The sequence below is a fragment of the Dechloromonas sp. CZR5 genome (genome assembly GCF_008711155.1).
Classification (GTDB): Bacteria; Pseudomonadota; Gammaproteobacteria; order Burkholderiales; family Rhodocyclaceae; genus Azonexus.
In genome coordinates, this window is record NZ_VUYQ01000001.1 from 711,248 (window position 1) to 736,227 (window position 24,980).

At 63.5% G+C, this 24,980-nt stretch carries 23 protein-coding genes and 1 pseudogene; 12 read left to right on the forward strand and 12 right to left on the reverse strand.

What is annotated here, in order from left to right:
* The first annotated feature begins 6 nt into the window (after positions 1–6).
* From F1002_RS03475 to dmpG, 3 genes are read left to right on the forward strand one after another with little or no spacing between them, the layout of a single operon-like run.
* Positions 7–801: an SDR family NAD(P)-dependent oxidoreductase gene (locus F1002_RS03475; protein WP_150427624.1), complete on the forward strand. Its 795-nt coding sequence runs from the start codon at positions 7–9 to the stop codon at positions 799–801.
* Positions 802–823: 22 nt separating this feature from the next.
* On the forward strand, positions 824–1,738 hold the full coding sequence (locus F1002_RS03480; RefSeq protein ID WP_150427625.1) for an acetaldehyde dehydrogenase (acetylating): 915 nt from the start codon (positions 824–826) through the stop codon (positions 1,736–1,738).
* 18 nt (positions 1,739–1,756) lie between these two features.
* Positions 1,757–2,788 carry a 4-hydroxy-2-oxovalerate aldolase gene (dmpG, locus tag F1002_RS03485; RefSeq protein WP_150427626.1) on the forward strand — a complete coding sequence of 344 codons (1,032 nt, stop codon included), beginning with the start codon at positions 1,757–1,759 and terminating at the stop codon, positions 2,786–2,788.
* Here dmpG and F1002_RS20920 read toward each other — a convergent pair.
* Positions 2,754–3,014, reverse strand: a complete 261-nt coding sequence (locus tag F1002_RS20920) for a hypothetical protein (RefSeq protein WP_191090313.1) — start codon at positions 3,012–3,014, stop codon at positions 2,754–2,756. The two genes, dmpG and F1002_RS20920, sit on opposite strands and share 35 nt — an antisense overlap.
* Here F1002_RS20920 and dmpH point away from each other — a divergent pair.
* The 7 genes and pseudogenes from dmpH to F1002_RS03520 all read left to right on the forward strand — a co-directional run bounded on the left by dmpH (position 2,919) and on the right by F1002_RS03520 (position 12,134).
* Positions 2,919–3,707: pseudogene (dmpH, locus tag F1002_RS03490) on the forward strand (2-oxo-3-hexenedioate decarboxylase). The gene F1002_RS20920 and the pseudogene dmpH overlap by 96 nt on opposite strands.
* A gap of 10 nt (positions 3,708–3,717) precedes the next feature.
* Entirely contained in the window at positions 3,718–3,909 is a 192-nt protein-coding gene (locus F1002_RS03495; protein WP_150427627.1) for a 2-hydroxymuconate tautomerase, read from the forward strand.
* Between the two features lie 247 nt (positions 3,910–4,156).
* The gene (locus tag F1002_RS03500; RefSeq protein ID WP_150427628.1) at positions 4,157–5,122 is read left to right on the forward strand and encodes a YCF48-related protein; all 966 of its coding nucleotides are present in this window, start codon (positions 4,157–4,159) and stop codon (positions 5,120–5,122) included.
* Positions 5,123–5,142: 20 nt separating this feature from the next.
* Complete coding sequence (locus F1002_RS03505; RefSeq protein ID WP_150427629.1) at positions 5,143–7,533, forward strand: RND family transporter; 2,391 nt, start codon at positions 5,143–5,145, stop codon at positions 7,531–7,533.
* Between the two features lie 78 nt (positions 7,534–7,611).
* Complete coding sequence (locus tag F1002_RS03510) at positions 7,612–9,561, forward strand: DUF1302 family protein (RefSeq protein WP_370452093.1); 1,950 nt, start codon at positions 7,612–7,614, stop codon at positions 9,559–9,561.
* A gap of 20 nt (positions 9,562–9,581) precedes the next feature.
* Entirely contained in the window at positions 9,582–10,898 is a 1,317-nt protein-coding gene (locus F1002_RS03515) for a DUF1329 domain-containing protein (RefSeq protein ID WP_150427631.1), read from the forward strand.
* Positions 10,899–11,195: 297 nt separating this feature from the next.
* Positions 11,196–12,134, forward strand: a complete 939-nt coding sequence (locus F1002_RS03520) for a diguanylate cyclase (protein WP_150427632.1) — start codon at positions 11,196–11,198, stop codon at positions 12,132–12,134.
* A 51-nt stretch (positions 12,135–12,185) separates the two neighbouring features.
* Here the strand turns inward: F1002_RS03520 and F1002_RS03525 are convergent, their stop codons facing one another.
* Both F1002_RS03525 and F1002_RS03530 read right to left on the reverse strand, forming a co-directional pair.
* Positions 12,186–12,599 carry a hemerythrin family protein gene (locus tag F1002_RS03525; RefSeq protein WP_150427633.1) on the reverse strand — a complete coding sequence of 138 codons (414 nt, stop codon included), beginning with the start codon at positions 12,597–12,599 and terminating at the stop codon, positions 12,186–12,188.
* A 16-nt stretch (positions 12,600–12,615) separates the two neighbouring features.
* Positions 12,616–12,954: a helix-turn-helix transcriptional regulator gene (locus F1002_RS03530; RefSeq protein ID WP_150427634.1), complete on the reverse strand. Its 339-nt coding sequence runs from the start codon at positions 12,952–12,954 to the stop codon at positions 12,616–12,618.
* Positions 12,955–13,094: 140 nt separating this feature from the next.
* Here F1002_RS03530 and F1002_RS03535 point away from each other — a divergent pair, with 140 nt between their 5' ends.
* On the forward strand, positions 13,095–13,634 hold the full coding sequence (locus F1002_RS03535) for a hypothetical protein (protein ID WP_150427635.1): 540 nt from the start codon (positions 13,095–13,097) through the stop codon (positions 13,632–13,634).
* A 120-nt stretch (positions 13,635–13,754) separates the two neighbouring features.
* Here the strand turns inward: F1002_RS03535 and arfB are convergent, their stop codons facing one another.
* From arfB to F1002_RS03575, 8 genes are all read right to left on the reverse strand, one after another.
* Positions 13,755–14,162: an alternative ribosome rescue aminoacyl-tRNA hydrolase ArfB gene (gene arfB / locus F1002_RS03540; RefSeq protein ID WP_150427636.1), complete on the reverse strand. Its 408-nt coding sequence runs from the start codon at positions 14,160–14,162 to the stop codon at positions 13,755–13,757.
* A 61-nt stretch (positions 14,163–14,223) separates the two neighbouring features.
* A complete protein-coding gene (locus tag F1002_RS03545; protein ID WP_150427637.1) occupies positions 14,224–15,075 on the reverse strand; it encodes a putative RNA methyltransferase in 852 nt (283 codons plus the stop codon).
* 23 nt (positions 15,076–15,098) lie between these two features.
* Positions 15,099–16,763: an ABC-F family ATP-binding cassette domain-containing protein gene (locus F1002_RS03550; protein WP_150427638.1), complete on the reverse strand. Its 1,665-nt coding sequence runs from the start codon at positions 16,761–16,763 to the stop codon at positions 15,099–15,101.
* A gap of 159 nt (positions 16,764–16,922) precedes the next feature.
* Positions 16,923–17,183 carry a hypothetical protein gene (locus F1002_RS03555; RefSeq protein ID WP_150427639.1) on the reverse strand — a complete coding sequence of 87 codons (261 nt, stop codon included), beginning with the start codon at positions 17,181–17,183 and terminating at the stop codon, positions 16,923–16,925.
* 226 nt (positions 17,184–17,409) lie between these two features.
* Positions 17,410–18,690 carry a phosphopyruvate hydratase gene (eno, locus tag F1002_RS03560; RefSeq protein WP_150427640.1) on the reverse strand — a complete coding sequence of 427 codons (1,281 nt, stop codon included), beginning with the start codon at positions 18,688–18,690 and terminating at the stop codon, positions 17,410–17,412.
* Between the two features lie 18 nt (positions 18,691–18,708).
* Positions 18,709–20,127, reverse strand: coding sequence for a pyruvate kinase (gene pyk, locus F1002_RS03565; protein ID WP_150427641.1), 1,419 nt, complete (start codon positions 20,125–20,127; stop codon positions 18,709–18,711).
* 23 nt (positions 20,128–20,150) lie between these two features.
* Entirely contained in the window at positions 20,151–21,434 is a 1,284-nt protein-coding gene (locus F1002_RS03570) for a glycerate kinase (protein WP_150427642.1), read from the reverse strand.
* A 60-nt stretch (positions 21,435–21,494) separates the two neighbouring features.
* Complete coding sequence (locus F1002_RS03575; protein WP_150427643.1) at positions 21,495–22,826, reverse strand: MFS transporter; 1,332 nt, start codon at positions 22,824–22,826, stop codon at positions 21,495–21,497.
* A 160-nt stretch (positions 22,827–22,986) separates the two neighbouring features.
* Between F1002_RS03575 and F1002_RS03580 the strand changes: the two genes are divergently transcribed.
* Positions 22,987–24,141, forward strand: coding sequence for a sugar diacid recognition domain-containing protein (locus F1002_RS03580; protein WP_223879437.1), 1,155 nt, complete (start codon positions 22,987–22,989; stop codon positions 24,139–24,141).
* Positions 24,142–24,215: 74 nt separating this feature from the next.
* Here F1002_RS03580 and modA read toward each other — a convergent pair whose 3' ends face one another.
* Positions 24,216–24,962, reverse strand: a complete 747-nt coding sequence (gene modA / locus F1002_RS03585; RefSeq protein WP_150427644.1) for a molybdate ABC transporter substrate-binding protein — start codon at positions 24,960–24,962, stop codon at positions 24,216–24,218.
* Between the last annotated feature and the right edge of the window lie 18 nt (positions 24,963–24,980).

Below are 24,980 nucleotides of genomic sequence, written 5' to 3' on the forward strand. Positions count from 1 at the left end.
CCCTATATGGATCTCCGGATTTCCGGCAAGACGGCAGTCGTCAGCGGTTCCACCGCCGGCATCGGCTTCGCCATCGCCAGCGAACTGGCCCGCGAAGGTGCCAGCGTGGTGATCAACGGACGCAGCCAGGCCGGTGTCGATGCGGCGGTGGCCCGCTTGCGTTCGTTGCCCGGCGATGTCCGGGTCCGCGGCGTGGCCGCCGATCTGTCGAGTGCCGCCGGTTGCCAGGTGTTGTTCGACGCCTGTCCGCAGGCCGACATCCTGATCAACAACCTCGGCATCTTCGACCCGAAGCCGTTCGCAGCCATCGCCGACGACGAATGGCTGCGCTTCTTCGACATCAACGTGATGAGCGGCGTCCGTCTGGCGCGCCACTACCTGCCGACCATGCAGGCCGCCAACTGGGGGCGCGTCGTGTTCATTTCCAGCGAGTCCGGCATCAACACGCCGGGCGAGATGGTGCACTACGGCATGACCAAGTCGGCCCAGCTGGCCGTGTCGCGCGGCCTCGCCCAGAGTTGTGCCGGCACCGGCGTCACGGTCAATGCCGTGCTGCCCGGTCCAACCCGTTCGGAAGGCGTCGCCGAGTTCTTCGGCAAGCTGGCTGCCGACTCCGGCATCGGCCTCGATGAAATGGAGCATCGCTTCTTCGCCGAAGCCCGGCCGACCTCAATTATCAAACGCATGATCGATCCGGCCGAAGTCGCCGCGTTGGTCGCCTACGTCTGCAGCGCCCGCGCTGCCGCGACGACCGGCGCCGCGCTGCGCGTCGAGGGCGGCATCGTTTCCACCATTTGTTGAATATCCCCTCAAGGAAAATTCCATGACCCAGAAAATCAAATGCGCACTGATCGGCCCCGGCAACATCGGCACCGACCTGCTCTACAAGCTCAAGCGCAGCCCCTTCCTCGAACCGGTGTGGATGGTCGGTATCGACCCCGAATCCGAAGGTCTCAAGCGCGCCGCCGACATGGGCCTCAAGGTCACCGCCGACGGTGTCGACGGCTTGCTGCCCCACGTACTCGCCGACAATGTCCAGATCGCCTTCGACGCCACCTCGGCCTACGTCCATGCCGAGAACACCCGCAAGCTCAACGCGCTGGGTGTCCTGATGATCGACCTGACGCCGGCCGCCATCGGCCCCTACTGCGTGCCGCCGGTCAACCTCAAGGAGCATGTCGGCAAGCGCGAAATGAACGTCAACATGGTCACCTGCGGCGGCCAGGCCACGATCCCCATGGTTGCCGCGGTTTCCCGCGTCCAGCCGGTTGCCTACGGTGAAATCGTCGCCACGGTGTCGTCCAAGTCGGCCGGTCCGGGCACCCGCAAGAATATCGACGAATTTACCCGTACCACGGCCGGGGCCGTCGAGAAGGTCGGCGGCGCCAAGAAAGGCAAGGCCATCATCATCATCAACCCGGCCGAACCGCCGCTGATCATGCGCGACACCGTGCACTGCCTGACCGAGAGCACCCCGGACCAGGAAAAGATCACCGAATCCATCCACGCCATGATCAAGGAAGTCCAGAAGTACGTCCCGGGCTACCGCCTGGTCAATGGTCCCGTCTTCGATGGCAACCGCGTTTCCGTCTTCATGGAAGTCCAGGGACTGGGCGATTTCCTGCCGACCTACGCCGGCAACCTCGACATCATGACCGCCGCCGGTGCCCGCACCGCCGAAATGTTCGCCGAAGAAATGATCAAGGGCACGCTCACCCTTGAGCCGGTGAAGGCCTAAGGAACAGGAGAAAAACAAATGACTCTCAAAGGCAAGAAAATCACCGTCCACGACATGACCCTGCGTGACGGCATGCACCCCAAGCGTCACCTGATGACGCTGGATCAGATGGTCAGCATCGCCACCGGCCTCGACGAAGCCGGTATTCCCCTGATCGAAGTCACTCACGGCGATGGCCTGGGTGGGTCATCGGTCAATTACGGTTTCCCTGCCCACACCGATGAGGAATACTTGGGTGCAGTGATCCCGAAAATGAAGCAGGCCAAGGTCTCGGCCCTGTTGTTGCCCGGCATCGGCACCGTCGATCACCTGAAGATGGCGCGCGAACTCGGGGTCAACACCATCCGTGTCGCCACCCACTGCACCGAGGCCGACGTCTCCGAGCAGCACATCACCATGGCCCGCAAACTGGACATGGACACGGTCGGCTTCCTGATGATGGCCCACATGAACAGTCCGGAAGGGTTGGTCAAGCAGGCGAAGCTGATGGAATCCTACGGCGCCAACTGCATCTACGTCACCGATTCCGCCGGTCACCTGCTGCCGGAGACCGTCAAGTCCCGCCTGAGCGCGGTGCGTGAAGCCCTGAAGCCGGAAACCGAACTCGGCTTCCACGGCCACCACAACCTGGCCATGGGCGTCGCCAACTCCATCGCCGCCATCGAAGTCGGCGCCAACCGGATCGACGCGGCGGCTGCAGGCCTGGGCGCCGGGGCGGGCAATACGCCGATGGAAGTCTTCATTGCCGTGTGCAGCCTGATGGGCATCGAGACCGGTGTTGATGTGGCGAAGATCACCGATGTGGCCGAAGACCTCGTCGTGCCGATCATGGACTTCCCGATCCGCATCGACCGCGATGCGCTGACCCTCGGCTATGCCGGGGTCTATGGCTCCTTCCTGCTCTTCGCCAAGCGCGCCAGTGCCAAGTACGGCGTGCCGGCCCGCGACATCCTGGTCGAACTGGGGCGTCGCGGCATGGTCGGCGGCCAGGAGGACATGATCGAGGATACCGCCATCACCATGGCGCGCGAACGGGGGCTGCTCGCATGAACCGCACGAGGAAATCCACCATGAGTGTTTTGAAAGCTACTTCCAAATTGGCAACGCATGCGATGGCCTCCCACTCGCGGGCGTGCGCATCCCCGTTCCGGGGCCCCTGCTTACTGCTCGGAGAGGCGGCATGAAACTGAATCAGAAAACCATCGCCGAGCTGGCTGAACTGCTCGAAAACGCCGAGCTGTAGGCCCACGATGTCGTCAAGATCACCGATGCCCATCCCGACATGGACTGGGACGACGCCTACGCCATCCAGAACGAAATCCTGCGTCGCAAGCTGGCGCGCGGCAACCGCGTCGTCGGGCTGAAGTGCGGCCTGACCTCGCGGGCCAAGATGAAGCAGATGGGTGTCGAGACGCCGTGCTTCGGCTTCCTGGTCGACTATTTCACCGTGCCGGATGGCGGCGAGGTGAAGATCGCGGAACTGATCCACCCCAAGGTCGAGCCGGAAATCGCCTTCGTGCTCAACCGGCCGCTCCGGGGACCGGGTTGCCATGTCGGTGCCGTGCTCGCCGCGACTGATTTCGTGATGCCCGGCATCGAGGTCATCGACTCGCGCTACCGCGATTTCAAGTTCGACCTGAAAAGCGTGATCGCCGACAACTGCTCGTCGTCGCGCTATGCGCTGGGCGGCATGGCGGTGCCGGTGGCCGGACTCGACCTGCGCACGCTGGGCGTAGTCATGGAGAAGAACGGGCAGGCCGTCGCTATCGGCGCCGGTGCGGCCGTGCTCGGTCACCCGGCGGCGGCCATCGCCATGCTGGCCAATCATCTCGGCGCCCGTGGCGAAGAGATTCCGGCCGGCACCATGATTCTCTCCGGCGGGGTGACCGAAGCCGTCGCCGTGGAGGCGGGAGACCACGTCAATCTGCGCATCCAGTCCCTGGGAAGCGTCAGCATCAAATTCGCCTGAGGAGATCGCCATGCCCTTTGCACAAATCTACCTGATCGAAGGCCGTAGCGACGAGCAGAAGAAACTGCTCATCGAGAAGGTCAGTGCCGCGATGTCCGAAGCATTGGGGGCGCCGCTGGAAAACACCCGGGTGTGGATACAGGACGTGCCCAAGGTCCAGTGGGGTATCGGCGGCAAGACCGCCAAGGAGCTCGGGCGCTAGGCTGACCGTAGCGGGCCGGGGACGAGCCTCGACCCGCCGGGCGATACCGGGCCGATAGCGGACGGGTATCGGGAAAACGACTGAATGGCAGGGGCGGTATTGGCCGATGCAGGCCATTATTGAGCCAATAAAAAATATCGAGATTTTCTGTAATTAACGGGATCGAATGCAAATCCCGGAATAAGCAGAAAACGGAGCAAATCAAGGGTGTGCCGAAAGCACGGCCGCCCGGTCAGGAGGAGGTTTTATGAGGCGGATTTCTGCCGTACGACCATTGCCGCTGGGTCTGGCGATGATGGGTCTTTGGCTGTCGGCCTGCACGCAGGCGCCGGATATGTCGGGCATTGCCTCGGAACGCGAGCGTTCGGTGAAGCGCTATGACATCAGCCAGGCGATTGCGGCCAACGACAAGGTGATCGTGGTCGGCACGCAAAGCGGTGTCGTGCTGGTTTCCGCCGACAAGGGGGCCACCTGGAGGCGGCAGGCACTGGGCCGGACATCGTTGATCGATATTGCCGTCTGCGCCGACAAGACCTTCGTCGCCATCGACCATTACCACAAGCTGTGGTCGGCCGATGCCGAAGGCAAGGTCTGGCACTCGGTCAAGCTCGAGCAGCCGCGCACGCCGCTGGCCGTGGCTTGCAGCCCGCAGGGCGGCTGGTGGGTGGCCGGCACCAATGCGGTGATCGCCGGCAGTACCGATCAGGGCAAGAGCTGGCAGGTGACCGATCTGGGCGAGGATACCCAGATCACCACCATCCAGTTCGTCAACGACAAGCAGGCGGTGGCGCTGGGCGAGTTCGGCCTGACCGTGCGGTCTGATGACGGCGGCGCGACCTGGAAGAAGGAGCCGAAGATTCCCGGCGACTTTTATCCCTACGCCGCACTGTTCCGCGACGCCCGCGAAGGCTGGGTGAGCGGTATCGCCGGCCAGATGCTGCATACCCGCGATGGCGGCCAGACCTGGCAGAAACAGGTCAATGCCACGCAGGCTGCGCTGAACCGCCTGTTCATGCACGACGGCGTGCCCTACGGCGTCGGCAGCGGCGGCATCGTCGCGCGTCTCGAAGGCGACAGCTGGCGCAACGTGCCTTATCCCGATCCGCTGCCGATGTTCCTCGGCGGCGGCGCTTCCCTGCCCGGCCAGGCGGCCATCGTCATCGGCGGCCCCGGCGGCCTGCTGCGCACCGTCGGCACGGCGAACAACAAATAAACCCGGGAGCAGACAAGAACATGGTTAGCAAACTCCGTCATTCCATTACCCACCGCCTGCATCAGGGGGAGGAGTGGATTTTCCGCAATCCGAAGATCGTGCTGTCGCTGGTCCTCGCCGTGACGCTGCTGTTCGGCATGGCGCTGCCCAAGCTGCGGGTATTCACCGATTTTTCCGACCTGCTGCCGCAGAACCACGGCTATATCAAGGTCTACAACCGCCTGAAGGAGAATTTCGGCGGCGCCAACATGCTGGTGATGTCCATCGAGGTCGAGCAGGGCACCATCTTCAACGATGAAACCCTCAAGCTGATCCACGAGGCGACGCAGGGCGTGGACAACCTGCCGGGCGTCAACCACAACCTGGTTTCCAGCCTGACCCACCGCACGGCGCGCAAGGTCTTCCTCGACGACCAGGGCGGCTTCGCTTCCGAGTCCTACTACGACCCGCTCAAGCCGACCCGCACCGTCGCCGAACTGGAGCAGTTGAAGAAGGATGTCATCGCCAACCCGACCATCTACGGCCTGCTCGTCTCGCCGGACATGAAGGCGGCGCTGATCAAGGCCCAGCTCAACGAGGGTGACATCGATTACCCGACCACCTTTGCGGCGCTGCAGGAAGTGCGCAAGGCGCTGGCCAAGCCGGGGCACCAGATCTACGTCACCGGTAATCCGGTCCTCACCGGCTGGGTCTATACCTACCTGAACCAGATCGTCGAGATCATGGCCTATACCCTGGCCCTGCTGGCGACGCTGCTCATCGTCTATTTCCGTCGTTTCTACGGCATTGCCCTGCCGCTGCTCGGTATCGCGCTGTCGTCGATCTGGGGTCTCGGCTTCATGGCGGCGATGGGCATCAACCTCGAGCCGCTGTCACTGCCGATCCCCTTCCTGATTGCCGCCCGTGCCACGTCGCACGGCGTGCAGCTGGTCGTCCGCTACTACGAGGAACTGGCCATCGTCCATGACGGCAAGAAGGCGGCCCGCAATGCCCTGGATGCCCTGTTCCGTCCGGGATCGCTGGCCATCATCGTCGATGCGGTGGGGATCGCCGTGCTGGTGCTCGGTGCCGCACCGTTCAACCACAAGCTGGGTATCGCGGCTGGTTTCTGGGGTTTCTCGGTCATCTTCACGGTGCACTTCATGGTGCCGCTGGCCCTGACCGTGTTGCCAGCGCCCAAGAAGCACGAAAACGGCAACGAGTGGATGCGCAACTTCCTCGGCAAGACCATGTCGCTGACCGGCGGCACCGAGGGCGGCGCCCGCTCCATCCTGATCCTGACCTTGATCGGCGCCATCGGCGGCAGCTACCTAGTCGGCAAGGTCCAGCTCGGCGAATCCGAGCCGGGTTCGCCGCTGCTGCACCGCGACCACGACTACAACATCTCGACCAAGGCGATCAACACGCGCTTCCCTGGCTCCGAGGAACTGCACGTCGTCGCCCGCACCGACGAGAAGGGCGGTATCAAGCGTCCGGAAGTCATGGCTGCCATCGAACGTTTCCAGGCGCACATGCTGTCCGACCCGCAACTGGGCGGCACCAAAGCCATGCCCGGCGTCGTTCGCGTGGTCAACAAGCTGACCCACAACGACGATCCGCGCTGGATGCAATTGCCCGATACGGCCGATGAAATCGGCGGCCTGATGTTCGCCTACATGGCCTCCAGCCCGATTCCCGGCGCCTTGAAGGAGTTCGTCACGCCCGACGAGGACGAGGCCGACATGGTGTTCTATTACAAGGATCATCAGGCCGACACCATCAACCGCGTCGTCGCGCTGGCCGAGGAGGGCATCAGGCAAATCGAGAAGGACGTGCCGGGCCTGCACATCGAGCTGGGCGGCGGCATCATCGGCGTCACGGCGGCAGGCAACCAGGCGCTGCATACCGATCACATGATCATCATCCCGGCGGTCATGATCCTGGCCTTCGTCATCGTCATGGTCTATTACAGCTCGGTGCACGCCGGCTGGCTGATGATCCTGCCGATGCTGTTCTCGACGCTGATGACCTATGCCTACATGGGGGCGCTCAACATCGGCATCAACGTGAACACGGTGCCGGTCATCGCCGTCGGGGTCGGGGTCGGCATCGACTATGCGGTGTATTTCATGGACCGCATCCGCGAGGAATTCGCCAAGCTGCGCGACATCAAGCAGGCGGTCATCGAGGCGGTCGCCACCACCGGTTCGGCGGTCAGTTTCACGGCCGCCACCCTGATCGCCGGCGTCGTGATGTGGATCTTCATGTCCGACCTGCGTTTCCAGTCGGATGCCGCCGTCCTCCTTTCTTTCATGCTCATCGTCAATGCGATCGCCGCCGTGCTGATCGTGCCGTCGTGGTGCGTGGTCTTCAAGCCGAAGTTCGTGACCGCGGTCCATTACGACGAAGACGGTGTGCTGGAAAACGATTAACAACACTCCGGCTCGACCGGGGGGAACAGCAAGCACTTTTCTGACAACCATTGGGGGTATAAATCCATGGAGACATCCTTGAAAACGGGAAGGCGCCTGTCGTTGCTGGCGGCGGCGCTGACTGCCTCTTTCGCAACGCAGGCGTGGGGCAGCGAACTTCCATCTCTGGGCGAAGATTCCTCGCCCTGGCAGGTCGACCTGACCTACGAAAACCACACGGTCAAACGCGAGCACACCGGTCTGGCCAAGTTCCGCAACACCATGCAGGCCGAGTTCGACAAGCGCGCCGGCAACGGCTGGGGCATCCACGGCATCCTGCGCGGCAGCTGGGACGGCGTGTATCGCATGAACAGCAAGGAGTACGGCAACGATGCCGGCGGGGCGATTACCTCCCAGTCGACCGTCAACGGCAGCCAGGTCACCGTTCCTTGGGGTGTCGGAGCACCGCCGGCGCCACCATTCAACAATCCGCTGGGGGGCATCCTGCAATTCCCGGCCACCTATCCCAACAATCCGAACCAGGGTTTGCGCGTACTGGGTGATCGTTGGCACGGCACTGATGGCGGCGTCGGATTTGCCGTACCCGTTCGTCCCTGCGACGTTGACAGCCGTGGTTGTCGCGACTTCGGGGGCTACGGCAACAAGACCTTGTCCGAACTCGAAATGCCCGAGTTCAACGACCGTCTCGATTTCATCCGCGAACTGTATGCCAAGAAGTCATTCAGTCTTGGTGACGGCAAGGAACTGTTCGTCAAGATCGGTAAGCAGCAGGTCGTCTGGGGGCGTACCGACCTGTTCCGTGTCCTTGACGTGATCAACCCGGTCGACTTCTCCCGCAACAACATCTACGACGAACTGTCGGATATCCGTATCCCGATGTGGATCGCCCAGGCCGAGTACCGAATGGGTGCCAGCGACTGGATGCAGGACCGCAACTTCCAGCTGGTCTGGAACTTCGACAAGTTCCGTCCGAACAACCTGGGCCAGTGCGGCACACCGAACGTGATTCTCGATGCCGGTTGCTTCTTCCGCGGCATGGCCAATCTGTGGGACAACGGCGGGACGGTTGCCAATTTCGCGAACATCGCACCGGGTACCTTGCTCGCCACCAACTTCGGTCCCGGCCAGATTGGCTTGAAGGATGTGCATCTGCCGGAGTGGAGCCTGTCCAATACCCAGTTGGGCGCCAAGTACGAAGGCGTGACCATGAATGGCCTGTCCTTCTCGCTGAATGCACTGACCTATCGTTCGCAACTGCCGTCTCTGCATGGCGGCAAGCGCGCAACGAACTCCTTCACCGGCCAATACCAGAACGCCTGGCCCTACCTGATCTCCTTCGACATGCACTTCCCGCGGGTCAATCTGGTCGGTGGCTCGATGGACTTCCAGCTTCCGGCTGTTGGTGCCGCTGTGCGCATGGAAGCGGCTTATACGCAGGGTGAGGAATTTGCCAACACCATGCGCGAGGAGCTGTATTCCAAGAACGATGTTTTCCGCGCCGTGGTCGGGGTGGACCGCCCAACTTTCATCCCGTTCATCAGCGAAACCTCGGCGACGCTTATCTCGGCCCAATTGTTCTACCAGCACATCTTCAATCACGAGTGGAAGCAGGAGAAATTCGGCCCGGTCGGTATGCCGGACTGGGAAAACAATTTTATCGGCACCTTGTTGATCAAGGGCTTCCTGAGAAATGGAACGGTCAGCCCGCAGATCATCTTCGCGCATGACTTCCGTGCCCAGGCCTCAGCCGTTGCGCCGCAGGTGGAATGGAACTACACCAACGACTTGAAGATCACCATCGGTGCCAACTACAAGATCGCCGACGGACGCGATCACTGGAAGTTCGACGACTGCCGCGCCTGTAATCCGTTTGCCCCCTTCACTGCGCCGAATGGCGATCCCAATCCGAATGCCAGCTATTCGCGCGGCTTTGGCGGCATGGAACCTCTCGGTCGCTTCCGCGCCGGCCCGATCGGTGCCGCGTTCAAGGAAAACGACATTTTCCTGCGTGTTAACTACAAATTCTGATCCAACAGAGGAGACATAGTATGAAAAAGCATTTGATCGCCATGGTGCCGCTGCTTGCGGCCGGCGCGATGGGTATTGCCCAGGCTTCCACCGAAGCCGATGTCGAAAATTCCTTTAACCCGTACAAGGCCGGCCTGCCCAGCTTCCCGGGCCTGACCGCGGGCACCGTGATCAACAAGGCCAATGCCGACCAGTTCAAGGACGTGCTCGGCGCCGGCGTCTACAAGCTGATCAAGGAAGGCCTGTTCGAAATGAAAGTGGGGGCAACCACCCAGTTCACCATCTCGAAGGCCTATATCGACGCCACCAAGGCCAACCTGGGCAAGACCAAGCTGGGCGCCAAGGCGGGTGACAACCTGACCGGCTACGTCGCCGGCCGTCCCTTCCCGGAGGAACCGGACGTCAAGGATCCGCGCGCCGGCGAAAAGCTGGCCTGGAACTACAAATACGGCGTGAACTGGGGTGATGGTGCGATCATTTCGCCGTTCTTCTGGAAGTACAAGAACATGCAGACCGGGCAGGTGGAAAAGACCATCAAGTACGACTTCCACTTCCTGAACTTCATGCACCGCACCAAGGATGCGCCGGTTCCGGAAATCACCCCGAACCCGTCGGGCATCTTCCGCGCCATCTACGTTAAGGCCCACGAGCCGCAGGATCTGAAGAACACCCAGTTGCTGATCCAGCGTTTCGAGGATGACGCCAAGCTCGACGATGCCTATCTCTATCTTGGCTTCCAGCGTCGCGTCCGCCGCCTGGCACAAGGGCAGGTGACCGATTCCTTCCTCGGCTCCGACCTGATGATCGAAGACTTCGAAGGCTATAACGGCCGTGTTTCCGACATGAAGTGGACCTACAAGGGCACCAGGAACGTGCTGTTGCCGATGTGGAACCACAACGAACTGAAGCTGGCATCCGACATGCCGGCCGAGGCCGACGGCTACAAATACGTCGATTTCGCCGGCCAGGGCAAGTGCTTCCATGAAGGCACCTGGCAGCTGCGCAAGGTCTATGTGCTCGAAGCCGCTCCGGTCAACACCAATCACCCGGTCAGCAAGCGCGTCTTCTACATGGATGTCCAGCTGGGCAACCTGAACGGCGCCAACGAAATCTACGACCGCAAGGGCGAGCTGTGGAAGGTGTTCATGGTCGGCAAGTCGCACGCCGACTCCCACCTGCCGGTCAACAAGGGGGCCGGTATCGGTATTGACGATGCCTTCTCGATGGTCGACCTGCAGTCGAAGCACTGCACCACCGGCCAGTTCAAGGGCCAGGTCGATCCAAAGAAGAATCCGCCGGGACTGTTCCAGGTGCAGAACCTGCGCGGCGGCGACTGATCTTTTTTCCTGCACCCGAACGGGTGTCTCTGCGGGCGGGGAGCCCTACTGCGTTGGGTTCTCCACCATCCTTCAGGGGGCTTCGGCCCCCGTTTTTTTGCGCCTTGCACCCGCCGACGGCGCTTCTCGCTCAGGCCTCTGTTTCCCGGTGATCCGCAGGCCCGACCCGCGAAGCAGTGAATATTTCACGCTTCATGCAAAACTTCGTCCAACTATTACTTTTGGACTATTTTTCGTGCCCTCGTGAGCGTATCCTTTGTGTGAGTGCTTTTTGTCATGACAGGGTTCCGCAAGATAATGAAGATATTGCTGGTCGACGATTCGCGCGCCGTTGCCATGGTGACGCGCGCTCGCCTGGAATCCTTCGGTCACGAGGTATGCCACGCCTTCGACGGGCAGTCGGCGATCGAACTGTTTCAGGTCGAGGTGTTCGACCTGATCCTGATGGACATCGAGATGCCGGGCATGAACGGCTTCGAGGCAACCACCCGTATTCGTACCCTGGAAGGCCACGAGCCGTGGGCGTGGACGCCGATCATCTTCGTCACCGCCACCGATACCGACAGCAATCTGGTCACCGCCATCGAGGCCGGTGGCGATGATTTTATTTCGAAGACCGTGTCGGAAGCCGTGCTGCAGGCCAAGATGAAAGCGATGTCGCGGATTGCCGGGCTGCGTACGAGGCTGTCGCTGGCCAATTCGAAGTTGCAGGACCAGGCCAACCGCGACGGCCTGACCGGCCTGCTCAATCGCCGCGCCATGGATTTGCAGGTCGACACGCTGTGGGAGCTGGCAACCCGTGGCGATCGGCCGTTCAGCCTGCTGATGGTCGATGTCGACCATTTCAAGAAATACAACGATCACTACGGCCATCTGGCGGGCGACCATTGCCTGCGTGCCGTTGCCTCCTGTATCGACTGCTGCGTGCGGCAAGCCCATGAAGACCGGACGGCATTCGGCGCCTTTGTCGCCCGTTACGGCGGCGAAGAGTTTGCCGTGGTCATCCCCGATGTTCCGGCCGGGGTCCATGCCGGCCTGGCGGCAAGCCTGGTCGAGGCGGTCCAGGCACTGCGCCTGCCGCACGAGACGAACGGCGATTTCGGCGTGGTAACCATCTCGGTCGGCGGTGCCTGCCTCGAACCGGCTGACGGCGAAATCAGGACGCTGTTCCGCCAGGCCGACGAACTGCTCTACAAGGCCAAGGCGGCCGGCCGAAACCGGGCCGAGGTGCGCTGATTCATCGTTTCGCAGGGTTGGCGGGGCGCCGATAAAGGGGCTGCACTCCTGCTATCGGCGAGCATCACGGCGAGCGGCGTGGGCCGGTATCTCGTTCAGATCGGTACCCAGCACATGCTGGTGCCACCAGTCGAGCAGAAAATCCAGCAACTCCTGCGGCACATTGATACCGAGGGATGCTTGCAAGCAGTGGTTGGCGATGAATTCCTGAAAGCGCACATGTTCCTTGGTGTGATTTGCACTCAAGGCCATGCCCATGGATGCAAGCATCAACTCCTCGTGTACCAGGGTTTCGAACGCGTGAGCGGTTAGTTCGTCCAGGATGTCGGTCATCGCCTCCGTGTTGACGGGCTGGTTTCGATGACGGTACAGGCGGTCGATCAGAACGGCGAGTCGACGGCTATCCGTATGAAGGAAGGGGGGCGGCAGCAGGAAGGGGGTGTCGCGTATGGAACTTTCGCTCATGGCTGCCCGATATTCGTTAAATTTCTTTACTCAACTTGGGGTCTTTACGTACCATTCGCTCGAGATAGTCTTTCCCGTTTTGTTTGCTGTGGTCGTAGAGCCCGCGACGGGGTGTGCCGTCGCTGTCGTAGCGACTCGGCCAGATAGTTTGCGGGGAAACGCCGATGACTTCGGCAAGAATGGCCTGCGCTTTGGGTAAAGGGCGGTGTAGCGCCTCGGCGAAGTAGGTTCGGCTGACTGCATGTCGACGTGCCAGTTCGCGCAGGGTGTAGCCAGCCTTCTCGACGGCTGCCTTGATGTCAGCTTTGTGCCAGTCCGGAAGGGCTGGTTTTTTTGGGTTTTTGAACGTTGTCATGTACACGTTTTGTATTGAAAAATTACGACACTTGAGAATTTCTTGGGTGGCGTTCCGCTTGTTGTGCGGATTTCGTGATTTTTCATGGCTTCGCGTTGGGTTGACATATGAATTATTGCATACTTTTTAAATAACGCTGTATGAAAATGAAATTCGGTGACCGCTTTCGCCTGGTTGTTGGCGAGCATCCATTTGCCTGGGTGCATGCCAGGCATTTTCCGAAGGCGACGATCCAGAGCTTTTTGACGTGCAAGATCCGGCCGCAGAAGGCCAATCTGGACAAGCTGGTCCAAGTGACCGGCATTCCTGAAAGCTGGTGGCTGAGCGGTGAGGGAGAACCTCCCTTGGAGAGGGGGGCGATCTTGCGAGCCGAGGCATTGCGGGCGGACTACGTTGTAGCCGAGACCGGCGGAGCGGTGGGGGAGGCGGCCGTCCTGCCCGAGGAGCTGGCACTCTCGGTGTCATACGCCACGCGCGTGCTACGGGTGGTGCAAGCGGCGTCGTGGTTTCCGGCAGGCTACGACGATGCCAGGATATCGGCCTTGATTACCCGGGCTCTCGGTTTGCTGGCCAGTTGTGCCGCTGGCGATCGGAAGCGCCTGGAGCGCTTGCTCGAGGGCGATACTGCGGTCGAGGCCGCTCTGCGCTTGGCCCTTGCGGCAGAGAGTCTGGAGGAATAGTTTTAATACCGTGTGTGCCAGCTCGCCGCCGAGGAGGTGGGTTACGCTGTGTTGCGGCACTGCGAGCTGACCCTGAACCCGTCGTTTGCGAGCGGGTTGTGAGGGCGGGATGGAGCATCCTCAGTCAGTGCTCGTTGATCGGCGCCCCGCCTTGATCTCGGCGCGTCGCCCCTTCTCCGCCAGCCGCCGCTTGATCGAACCGTTTGTCGGCTTGGTCGGCCGACGTTTGCGCGGTAATACGGCCACGCTATTCACCAGCTGTTCCAGTCGGCGCAGCGCCTCGGTCCGGTTCTTTTCCAGGCTGCGGAATTCCTGCGCCTTGATGATCGCCACGCCGTCCTTGGTGATCCGCTGGTCGCCCGACTTCAATAGACGCGCCTTGATTTCCGGCGGCAGCGATGAGCCCGGAATGTCGAAACGCAGGTGAACGGCATTCGACACCTTGTTGACGTTCTGCCCGCCGGCCCCCTGCGCGCGGATGGCGGTGAATTCGATTTCGGCGGGCGGGATGGCGAAGGTGGTCGGCATGGTGGAGGCTGCGCATCGTACACGCTGGGTGGCGATGCCTCTGTATGGGCGGATGCCTGGTTTATCCGGAGGGAAGTGCCGTGTCGAAACCGGCTATCCGCACGTCGACCGTCATCGACAGTTTGCTCAGCGCCGCCGCCCGGGCGCGGCCTTCGGGGCTGGCACGGTAGAGGTGAGGGGTCATCGCCAGCAGGTCGGCAATCTGCTCCTGGCTGTCGAGCGCCAGCGTGAAGCGCACGGTTTCGACTTGCGGCGCGCGGAAGCCCGGCGGCGCGGCGGTGTCGGACGGGCGCTGCGGCTTTAGCGTCGGGTAGATGATCTCGCGCAGTTCGCGCAGGTGGTCCGGGCCGGCGTCGACCTGGATCAGCCGCCCGCCCGGCTTGAGGGTGCGGGCGAATTCGGTGTAGACCGGGAAGCCGAACAGGCACAGCACGCGGTCGAGGGTGCCGTCGAGTACTGGCAGGCGGGCATTGGTGCCGACCACCCAGTTCGGGTGCGGGTCTTGTTTGGCGGCGGCGAGGACGGCCCATTTGGAGATGTCGAGGCCGAGAATGGCCAGCGACTGTCCCGGTCCGCTCGCGGTGGCGGCCAGCTGGCGCAGGTAGTAGCCTTCGCCGCAGCCGGCGTCGAGACAGGCGGCGTTTGCCGGCAGGTCGGCCAGCGCGGCGCGGGCGACGGCTTCGGCAATCGGCTGGTAATGGCCGGCATTGAGGAAGCGGCGGCGGGCGGCGACCATCTCCTTGCTGTCGCCGGGGTCGAGCGAGCGCTTGTGTTGCACCGGCAGAAGATGCGTGTGTCCTTGGCTGGCGACGTCGAAGCTGTGGCCCGTAGCGCACTTCCACGTACCGCCTTCGCGGTGCAGCGGCGCACCGTCGAGGGGGCAGGCGAGGGCAGTGAAGGGCTGGATGCTCATGGGCTTCGCTGTGCGGGAGGCCGTCAGGCCGCCAGTTTGGCCTCTTCGCGGACGCGCTTGGCTTCGTCGAGCAGGTAGCGCTGGTAGTCCTCGAGGTCGCCGTCGAAGGGGCCGACGCCACCCTTGGAGACCAGCCAGAATTCGTCGCATACCGAGCGGAGCAGGGCGCGGTCGTGGCTGACCAGCATTACCGTGCCTTCGAATTCGTTGAGGGCGACGGCCAGCGCCTCGCGGGTGGCGAGGTCGAGGTGGTTGGTCGGCTCGTCCATCAGCAGCAGGTTGGGGCGTTGCCAGACCAGCATGCACAGCACCAGCCGCGCCTTTTCGCCGCCGCTCATGGTGCCGACGGCCTGCTTGACCATGTCGCCGCCGAAATTGAAGGTGCCGAGGAAATTGCGCAGCTCCTGCTCGCGACCGGGCAGGTTGCGGATGCCGGCGGCCAGCGCCTCCTTGGCCAGGCGCGTCATGTGTTCGAGCGGTGTGTCCTGCGGGCGCAGCACGTCAAGTTCCTGCTGCGCGAAGTAGCCGATGTTCAGGCCCTTGCCGACGGTGACTTCGCCGCTGATCGCCTTCAGGTCGTTGGCGATGGTCTTGACCAGCGTGGACTTGCCCTGGCCGTTGGCGCCGAGGATGCCGATGCGCTGGCCGGCCATGACCGAGCGGTTGATGCCGCGCACGATGACGGTCGGCGGCGTGCCGGCGGGGGCGTCCTCGGGCGGCGGGTAGCCGATGGCGGTATCGACCATCGACAGCATCGGGTTGGGCAGGTTCTGCGGTTCCTGGAATTCGAAGCTGAACTCGGCCTCGGCCAGCACCGGCGCGATCTTTTCCATGCGGTCCAGCGCCTTGACCCGGCTCTGCGCCTGCTTGGCCTTGCTGGCCTTGGCCTTGAAGCGGTTGATGAAGGACTGCAGGTGGGCGATCTTCTCGGCCTGGCGGGCCGCGGTGGCCTGCTGCAGCACGATCTGCTCGGCGCGCATGTCCTCGAACTTGCTGTAGTTGCCGCCGTAGCGCACCAGCTTGGCGTTGTCGATGTGCAGCGTGACGCCGGTGATGGCGTCGAGGAATTCGCGGTCGTGGCTGATCATGACCAGCGTGCCCGGGTAGCGCTTCAACCAGGCTTCGAGCCAGACCAGTGCGTCGAGGTCGAGGTGGTTGGTCGGTTCGTCGAGCAACAGGATGTCGGACGGGCACATCAGCGCCCGGGCCAGCTGCAGGCGCATGCGCCAGCCGCCGGAAAAGCTGTTCACCGGGTTGTGCAGCTCGCTGACCTTGAAGCCGAGGCCGAGGATCAGCGATTGGGCGCGCGCTTCGGCATCGTGTTCGCCGGCATCGTTGAGCGCCATGTAGGCTTCGGCCATGCGCATGCCGTCGTCGCTCGCCTCGGCTGCGGCGACTTCGTTGCGGGCGGCGAGCAGCGGGGTGTCACCGTCGATGACGAAGTCGGTGGCGCTCTGCTCGGTTTCCGGCATGTCCTGCGCCACCTGGCCCATGCGCCATTGCGCGGGAATCGAATAGTCGCCGCCGTCCTCGTGCAGGGTGCCGTTGAGCAGGGCGAACAGGGTTGATTTGCCGGCGCCGTTGCGGCCGACCAGGCCGACCTTTTCGCCGGGGTTGATGGTGACTGATGCCTTGTCGAGCAGTGTCTTGGTACCGCGGCGCAGCGTGACGTTGCGGAGGATGATCATGCGTGAAACTTTCGGGGAGGGTCGGGCCGCCTGGTTGCGTTTCCGACAAGGGGCGAGATTGTATCTGATTGATCTCGCGAATGTTTTTTCTGATGTCCGTTTTGCTTGAAATCGGTCATCGAAACTGCTTCCGGCGGCTTGCCCGCGGCCGGCTTTTCTTCAATCGGCCAGTCGCTCCATCTGGCGTGGCGCCAGACCGACCAGGATCAGTTGCGTTCCCGCATCGCCGTTCCACCACACCGCCACCCAGCCGGTACCGTCGGCGTCGATACGCTCGATGGCGCAGCGGGCGCCGATCAGGTCCATGAACATCTCCAGTCGGTCTTCTTCCAGTTCCGGGTCGGGCGATATGTCGAGGACAAGAACCATGTCACCGACGGCGACGCTGCGGCCATTGACGTCTTTGGTTGTGAATTGCATGGCGGCCTCCTGGCGGGGGCTGTCAGCCGTGTTGCAAAACCGACAGCGGACCGGCGTTTGACCGCAGGTTTGCGACAAACGTGCCACGCCATGTCATTCGGGCGTTGACCGGCGCCCTGCACGATAGCTTCCGTAGCGGCCGGATTTCGGGCCATGGCGCCTCCGGCGGTGCGCCCGGCGGAGCGGGCGCATGCGGAGGGCCATGGGGGGCTATCGACTCGCGCCTTCAGAGATACCTTGCGAACGCGCTCCGCCCTGCATAGCTGGCAGCCCCGCCCAGGGCGCTTTCGATCAACAGCAGGCGGTTGTACTTGGCGACACGGTCGGAGCGCGACAAGGAGCCGGTCTTGATCTGTCCGCAAGCGGTAGCCACGGCCAGGTCGGCGATGGTCACGTCTTCCGACTCGCCGGAGCGGTGCGAAAACACCGCGGCGTAGCCCGCCGTCCTGGCCATCTGCACGGCAGACAGGGTTTCGCTGAGCGTTCCGATCTGGTTGAGCTTGATCAGGATGGCGTTGGCAATCCCTTTGTCGATCCCCTCCTGGAGGATGGTGGGGTTGGTCACGAACAGGTCGTCGCCCACCAGCTGGACACGGCGCCCCAGGCGGTCGGTCAGCATGCCCCAGCCGGCCCAGTCATCCTCGGCCATGCCGTCCTCGATGCTGACGATGGGGTAATTGCCGACCAGATCGGCCAGGTAATGGCTGAATTCGGCGCTGGACATGGCGCGGTCCTCGCCCGCCAGGGCATACCTGCCATCCCGGTAGAACTCGGAGGCGGCGCAGTCCAGCGCCAGGCCGATCTGTGTCCCGGGGTGGTAACCGGCCATGAGAATGGCTTCGACGATGAGGTCCAGCGCCTCGCGAGTGGACTTCACGTTCGGCGCGAAGCCGCCCTCGTCACCGACGGATGTCGGGAAGCCCAGGCTGTCCAGCAGCTTCTTCAGGGTATGGAAAACGGTCGCCCCGGCCCGTAGGGCATCGCCGAAACGCTCGAACCCGTAGGGCACGATCATGCACTCCTGAAAATCGAGCGAATTGTTGGCGTGTGCGCCGCCATTGATGATGTTCATCATGGGCACCGGCAAAACAGGCGGGGCGCTGGTCATGGCGGCATGCAGTTCGAGGCCTCGCGTTGCGGCGTTCGCCTTGGCAACCGCCAGCGATACGGCGAGGATGGCGTTGGCGCCCAGGCGCGACTTGTCGGGCGTGCCGTCGAGTTCGATCAGTTGCCGGTCGATGGCGGCCTGATCCGCCGCTTCCCGGCCGATCAGCGTTTCCCGGATTTCGCCATTGACGTTGGCGACGGCCTGCAGGACGCCCTTGCCCAGATAGCGGGACTTGTCGCCGTCGCGCAGTTCGAGTGCCTCGCGGCGGCCGGTGGAGGCGCCGGAAGGCGAGATTGCGAACCCCCGGTTGCCGTCGGCCAGGACGACCTCGGCCGCGACGGTGGGATTGCCCCGGGAATCCAGCAATTCGTAGCCCCGGATATGCTTGATGCTTGCCATGTATGCCTCGTCAAGAATTCAGTTGATGTGCGCAATGCGCAGCAGGTTGGTCGTTCCCGGCGTGCCGAAGGGCAGGCCGGCGACGATGGCGATGGCCGCGCCGGGCCCGCCGAAACCTTCGGCATGCGCCGTATGGCAGGCGAGATCGCTCATTTCGCGGACATCGAGCACGGTCGGGCAGAGCACCGGATAGACGCTCCACGCCAGCGCCAGCCGGCGTGCCGTGGCCAGTTCCGGCGTCATGCCGATGATCGGCGCCTGCGGGCGCTCGCGTGCCATGCGCAGGGCCGAGTACCCGGAGGTGGTGTAGGCCACCGAGGCGGCGACCGGGAGCGTGCTGACGGCGCAACGCATGGCCGCCCCGATCGCATCGGCCGCGTCCGGGCGGGATGGCGTGCGCGTCGCGTCCAGCCCTTCCCGGTAGTGCGGATCGGCTTCGGTGTGGGCGATGATGCCGCTCATCATGCGTACCGCCTCGACCGGATAGCGCCCGGAGGCCGATTCGGCCGACAGCATGACCGCGTCGGCCCCATCGTAGATCGCGGTCGCCACGTCGGACGCTTCGGCGCGTGTCGGTACCGGCGCCGAAATCATCGATTCCAGCATCTGGGTCGCGACGATGACCGGCTTGCCGGCCTTGCGGCAAGCGCGGACGATGCGTTTCTGGATCGTCGGCACCTGTTCGGGGGGCATTTCGACGCCGAGATCGCCACGGGCGACCATGACCGCATCCGCTGCCTCGACGATGGGGTCGAGGCTGAGAATGGCCATCGGCTTTTCCAGCTTGGCCACGATGCCGGCCTGATCCTGCACGATGGCCTTGATCTCGCTGATGTCCTCGGCGCGCTGGACGAAGGAGAGCGCCACCCAGTCCACGCCGAGCGCCAGGCCGAAGGCAAGATCGGCCTTGTCCTTGGCGGTCAGCGCGGACAGCGGCAGGACGACGCCGGGCACATTGACGCCCTTGCGGTCGGATACCGTGCCGCCGGCGATCACCCTGGTCTGCGCAAAGTCCGGGCCGCACGCCTCGACGCGCAGGCGGACCCTGCCGTCGTCGATGAGCAGATCGGTGCCGGCCTCCAGCGCGGCGAATATTTCGGGATGCGGCAGCGGTGCGCGAGCGGCGTCGCCCGCCGTCGCCGTATCGAGATCGAGCCGGAAAGCGGCGCCTTCTTCGAGCCGCACCGGCCCGGCGGCAAAGGTGCCGAGGCGCAGCTTGGGGCCCTGCAAGTCGACCAGGATGCCGACCGGGCGGCCCAGTTCACGCTCGATGCGGCGGATGAATTCATGGTTGCGCCGGTGATCGTCGTGGCTGCCGTGGCTGAAGTTCAGCCGGAACACGTCGGCTCCGGCTTCGAACAGCGCGCGAATGGTGTCCGGATCCGCACTGGAAGGCCCCAGGGTGGCCACAATCTTGGCATTGCGTTTTCTGTACATGGTCTGTCGCTTGGGTGAATGGCTCAGGCTTCTGCCCGGCCGGTGATCAGAATGGCCCGGAAATCGTTCACATTGGTCAGCGTCGGGCCGGTGATGACGGAGTCGCCCAGGGTGCCGAAAAAGCCGTGGCCGTCGTTGGCGTCGAGGCTCTCTCTGGGGCGCAAGCCTAGCCGCCATGCCCGCTCCAGGCTGTCCGGAGCGAGGAAGGCGCCGGCGATCTCCTCCTGGCCGTCGACGCCATCGGTGTCGCCGGCCAGCGCATAAACCCCCGGCTCGCCATCGAGGGCGATGCCCAAGGAGAGCAGGAACTCGACGTTGCGTCCGCCGCGCCCGTCGCCGCGAACGGTAACCGTGGTTTCGCCGCCGGAGATCAGCACGCACGGGGTCTTGAACGGCAGGTCGTGGCGGGCGACCTGGCGGGCCAGCGCGGCGAGCACCTTGCCGACATCCCGCGCCTCACCCTCGATGCTGTCGCTCAGGACATACGCCGGAATGCCGGCCCGCGATGCCACCTCGGCTGCCCGGGCAAGCGCCATCTGCGGCGCGGCGACGATGCGGGTGATCGCCTGCGCCAGCCGCGGATCGTCCGGCTTGACCGACTCGCCTTCGCCGCTCTCGAGCACCCGGCGCACGCTATCCGGCAGGGCGATGTCGTAACGGCGGACGATGGCGAGCGCATCGGCGCAGGTGGTCGGGTCGCCGACGGTCGGTCCGGAGGCGATGTCGCACGGATTGTCGCCCGGTACGTCGGAAATCAGCAGGGTGACCACCTTGGCCGGATGGCAGGCCGCGGCCAGCCGCCCGCCCTTGACCTTCGACAGGTGGCGGCGTACGCAATTCATCTCGCTGATCGTTGCGCCCGAGGCCAGCAGGGCGCGATTGACCGCCTGCTTGTCGGCCAGCGAGATGCCGTCCAGCGGCAGGGCCAGCAGCGCCGAGCCGCCGCCGGAAATCAGGCAGAGGACGGTGTCGTCGGCAGTCAGGCCGGCGACGCGGTCGAGGATGCGCTGTGCCGCCGCCAGACCGGCTGCGTCGGGTACCGGATGCGCCGCTTCGACGATCTCGATGCGCTGGCAGGGCACGCCGTAACCGTAGCGGGTGACCACCAGGCCGCTCAGCTCGCCCGGCCAGTGTTGTTCGACGGTCCGTGCCATGGCGGCGGAGGCCTTGCCGGCACCGATGACGACCAGCCGTCCCCGGGGCGGTTCAGGCAGATGCTCCGGAATGCAGCGATGGGGCTGGGCCGCTTCGATGGCGGCCTGGAACATCGAGGCCAATAGATCGCGCGGAGGAGTGGCGTGATTCATGACAAAAAACCCTTGAAAGTTTCGATGGCGGCGCAGTGCATGCTCCGCGCCGCCGCTCGTTCAGCGATTGACCACCTTGGCCGGTACGCGCAGCACCAGCATGGCGCCCAGGAAGAGTACACCGGAGAGGACGTAGAGCGCGACTGTGGTGCCGCCGGTGGCGTCCTTGATCCAGCCGACCAGGAAGGGGCTGACGAAACCGGCTATCTGGCCGAGGGAGTTGATCAGCGCCAGGCCGCCGGCTGCGGCGGCGCTGCCCAGGAAGGCGGTCGGCAGCGGCCAGAACATCGGCAGGCCGGCCAGGGCGCCCATGGTGGCGAAAGAGAGGCCGACGAGGGCCAGTGTCGTGTTGCTGCCCGCCTGGGTGGCCAGCATCAGGCCGAACAATCCCATCAGCAGGGGAGCGCTGAGGTGCCAGCGGCGTTCCTTGCGGGCATCGCCGGAGCGGCCGATCCAGATCATGAAGATGCTCGCGCAGAGGTAGGGGATGGCGCTGATCCAGCCGACCATGGCGGGCGTTTGGAAACCGAGCGACTTGACGATGGTGGGCAGCCAGAAGTTGATGGCGTACACGCCCATCTGGATGCAGAAGTAAATCAGGCCGAGCAGCCAGACGTTCTTGTTCTTCAGCACGCTGGCGAAGGTGTCGGACGCCGTGCTGGTTTCCCGGCGCAGCTTCTCGTCCTTTTCCAGTTCGGCGCGGAGCATCGCCTTCTCATCGTCGCTCAGCCATTTTGCCTGGTCGATTCCGTCGTTGAGCAGGAGATAGACGAGGAAGCCAAGCACCACCGTCGGCAGTCCCTGGAGCAGGAACATCCACTGCCAGCCGGCCATGCCGCCCTGGCCGGCGAAGGATTGCATCATCCAGCCCGACAGCGGGCTGCCCAGCACGCCGGAAATCGGGATGGCCGACATGAACAGGCCCATGATGCGACCGCGCCGGGAAGCCGGGAACCAGCTGGTGAAATAGAGGACGATGCCCGGAAAGAAGCCGGCCTCGAATACCCCGGTGATGAAGCGCAGGGTGTAGAACTGCTCCGGTGTCTGGACGAACATCAGCGAGGCCGAGGCGGTGCCCCAGGCGACCATCAGCGTCCCGATCACCTTGCGTGCGCCGAGCTTGTGCAGCAGCAGATTGCTCGGCACGCCGCTGAGGACGTAGCCGATGAAGAAGATGCCGGCGCCCAGCCCGTAGATCGTTTCGCTCCATTTCAGCGCGTCGAGCATCTGCAGCTTGGCGAAGCCGACGTTTACCCGGTCCAGATAATTGAACAGGTAACAGACGAAAATGAACGGAATCAGGTGGAAGGTGACCTTCCGGTAGGCATTTTCCAGGGTGCTCGGATCGCCCCCTCCGGCGACGGACAGCGCGCCGCTTCCAGCAGTAGTCATGTTTGTCTCCTTTTCGATGATGGTGCCCTGAGGCAACGTCATCGTAGAAGGCAGCGTGTTTTTGGGCATTGGGCAAAAACACAAAAATTAAACATCGGTTAATTTATTTATTGTTCAAATGCACTATTCTTGCGGGAAGAATTTCTTGCGAGAAACAAGCATGATGATCGCTCCCGAACTGGCCCAGGAAATCGTCGAACGGGCAATGCAGGTACTGCCGCTCAATGTCAATGTGATGGATGCACGCGGCATCATCATCGCCAGCGGTACCCCTGAAAGAATTGGCGACCTGCATGCCGGCGCCCAGATGGTGCTGGCTCGCGGCGCTGCCGTCGAAATCGACCATGCGGCGACGAGCAGCCTGCCCGGTGCCAGGGCCGGTATCAACCTGCCGCTCTATGGGCGCGGCGAGATTTGCGGCGTGGTCGGCATTACCGGCACGCCGGACGAGGTTCGCCAGTTCGGGCAACTGTTGCGCATCACCGCCGAGATGATCATCGAACAGGCCTTGCTGACCGGCGAACTGCAGCGCGAGCGGCGCTACCGCGAGGAGTTTGTCTTCCAGCTGCTGAAACGCACCGGCGTTTCGCAGGAAAGCATGGCGGCCTGGGCGGCACGGCTAGGCATCGATCTCAGCCAGCCGCACACGGTCACGGTGCTGCACGTTGGCGCCGACGACACCGAGCCCGACCGCCAGCTTCTCGACCTGCAGCGCGCCCAGGGCGAACTGCTGAACCGCTGGGAAGACCTGCCCACCGCTGTGCTTTCCCCGTGCGAACTGGCGATTCTGGAACCTTTCGAGCGCTCGGAGCATCCCGCCGAATGCGCGCGCCAGGCACTGCTTCGCCTGAGCGAGCTGAACGCCCTTGTCGAGCAGCGACTCGAACTCGACTACATGCTGACGTCCGGTGTCGCCTTGCCGGGAATCGCCGGCGCCTCGGCTTCCTACCAGTCCGCCGCGACCACCTTCGCCATTGCCCGGCAGCGCGGCGTCAAGCGCCCTTACGCTTCCTTTTACGAGCATACGCTGCCGGTGCTCCTGGTCGACCTGGACCTGGGCTGGAAAAAGGAACAATTCCTTGCCCCCTTTGCCCGCCTGACCGGCGATGATCCCAAATCGGTCGTGCTGATCCGGACGCTCCGTGCCTGGTTCGCCAACAACCGGCATCCGACACTGACCGCCAAGGCGCTGCATATCCACCGCAACACGCTCGACTACCGGCTGCAGAAAATCGGCGAGATGACCGGCATGAATCTCGATGCCATCGACGACACGCTGTTGCTCTACATCGGCATGCACTTGAGTGCGCCGTGAGGCATCGGCAAGCACGATGTCGGCAGGCCGCTTTGCCGACCCGGCCGGGCTTCCTCGCTGCCCGGTCGAGGCAATCAGCGTAGTTCGTAGCCGAATGACCTGATCACGTCCTGCGCCTTCTGACCCTTCAGGTAAGCGAGCAGCGCGGTGGCGGCCGGCTTGTCCTTGCCCCTGGCGAGGATCACCGCATCCTGCAGGATCGGGTCGTACAGGTTGCCGGGTACCACCCAGCCCGAGCCGGAGCCGAACTGACCGTTCTTGATGACCTGCGAGTAGGCGACGAAGCCCAGCTCGGCGGCGCCGGTGGAAACGAACTGATGCGTCTGTGCGATGTTCTCGCCCTGCACCAGAAGCGGTTTCATGCTGTCGGCAACGCCCAGCTTGCCCATCGTCTGCATGGCGGCGGCGCCGTAGGGCGCGGTTTTCGGGTTGGCGATGGCGAGATGCTTGAAGCCGCCTTTTTTCAGGATGTCGCCGTTGCCGTCGATCAGCCTGGGGTTGGCCGACCACAGCACCAGTTTGCCGATGGCGTAGGTGAAGGGCGTGCCGGCTACACCCAGGCCTTCCTTGACCAGGCGGGCCGGTGTTTCGTTGTCGGCCGAGAGCAGTACCTCGAACGGTGCACCGTTGGCGATCTGGGCGTAGAACTTGCCGGTGGCGCCGAACGAGAGGCTGGCCTTGTGCCCCGTGTCGCGTTCGAAGAGCACGGAGATGACCTGCATCGGGCCGGTGAAGTTGGCGGCAACGGCGACCTGGACTTCGTCGGCATGGGCCGTGGCAATGGCCAGCAAGGAAAGGATCAGGGTGCTCAGGCGTTTCATGGGGCGTTCTCCGGGATA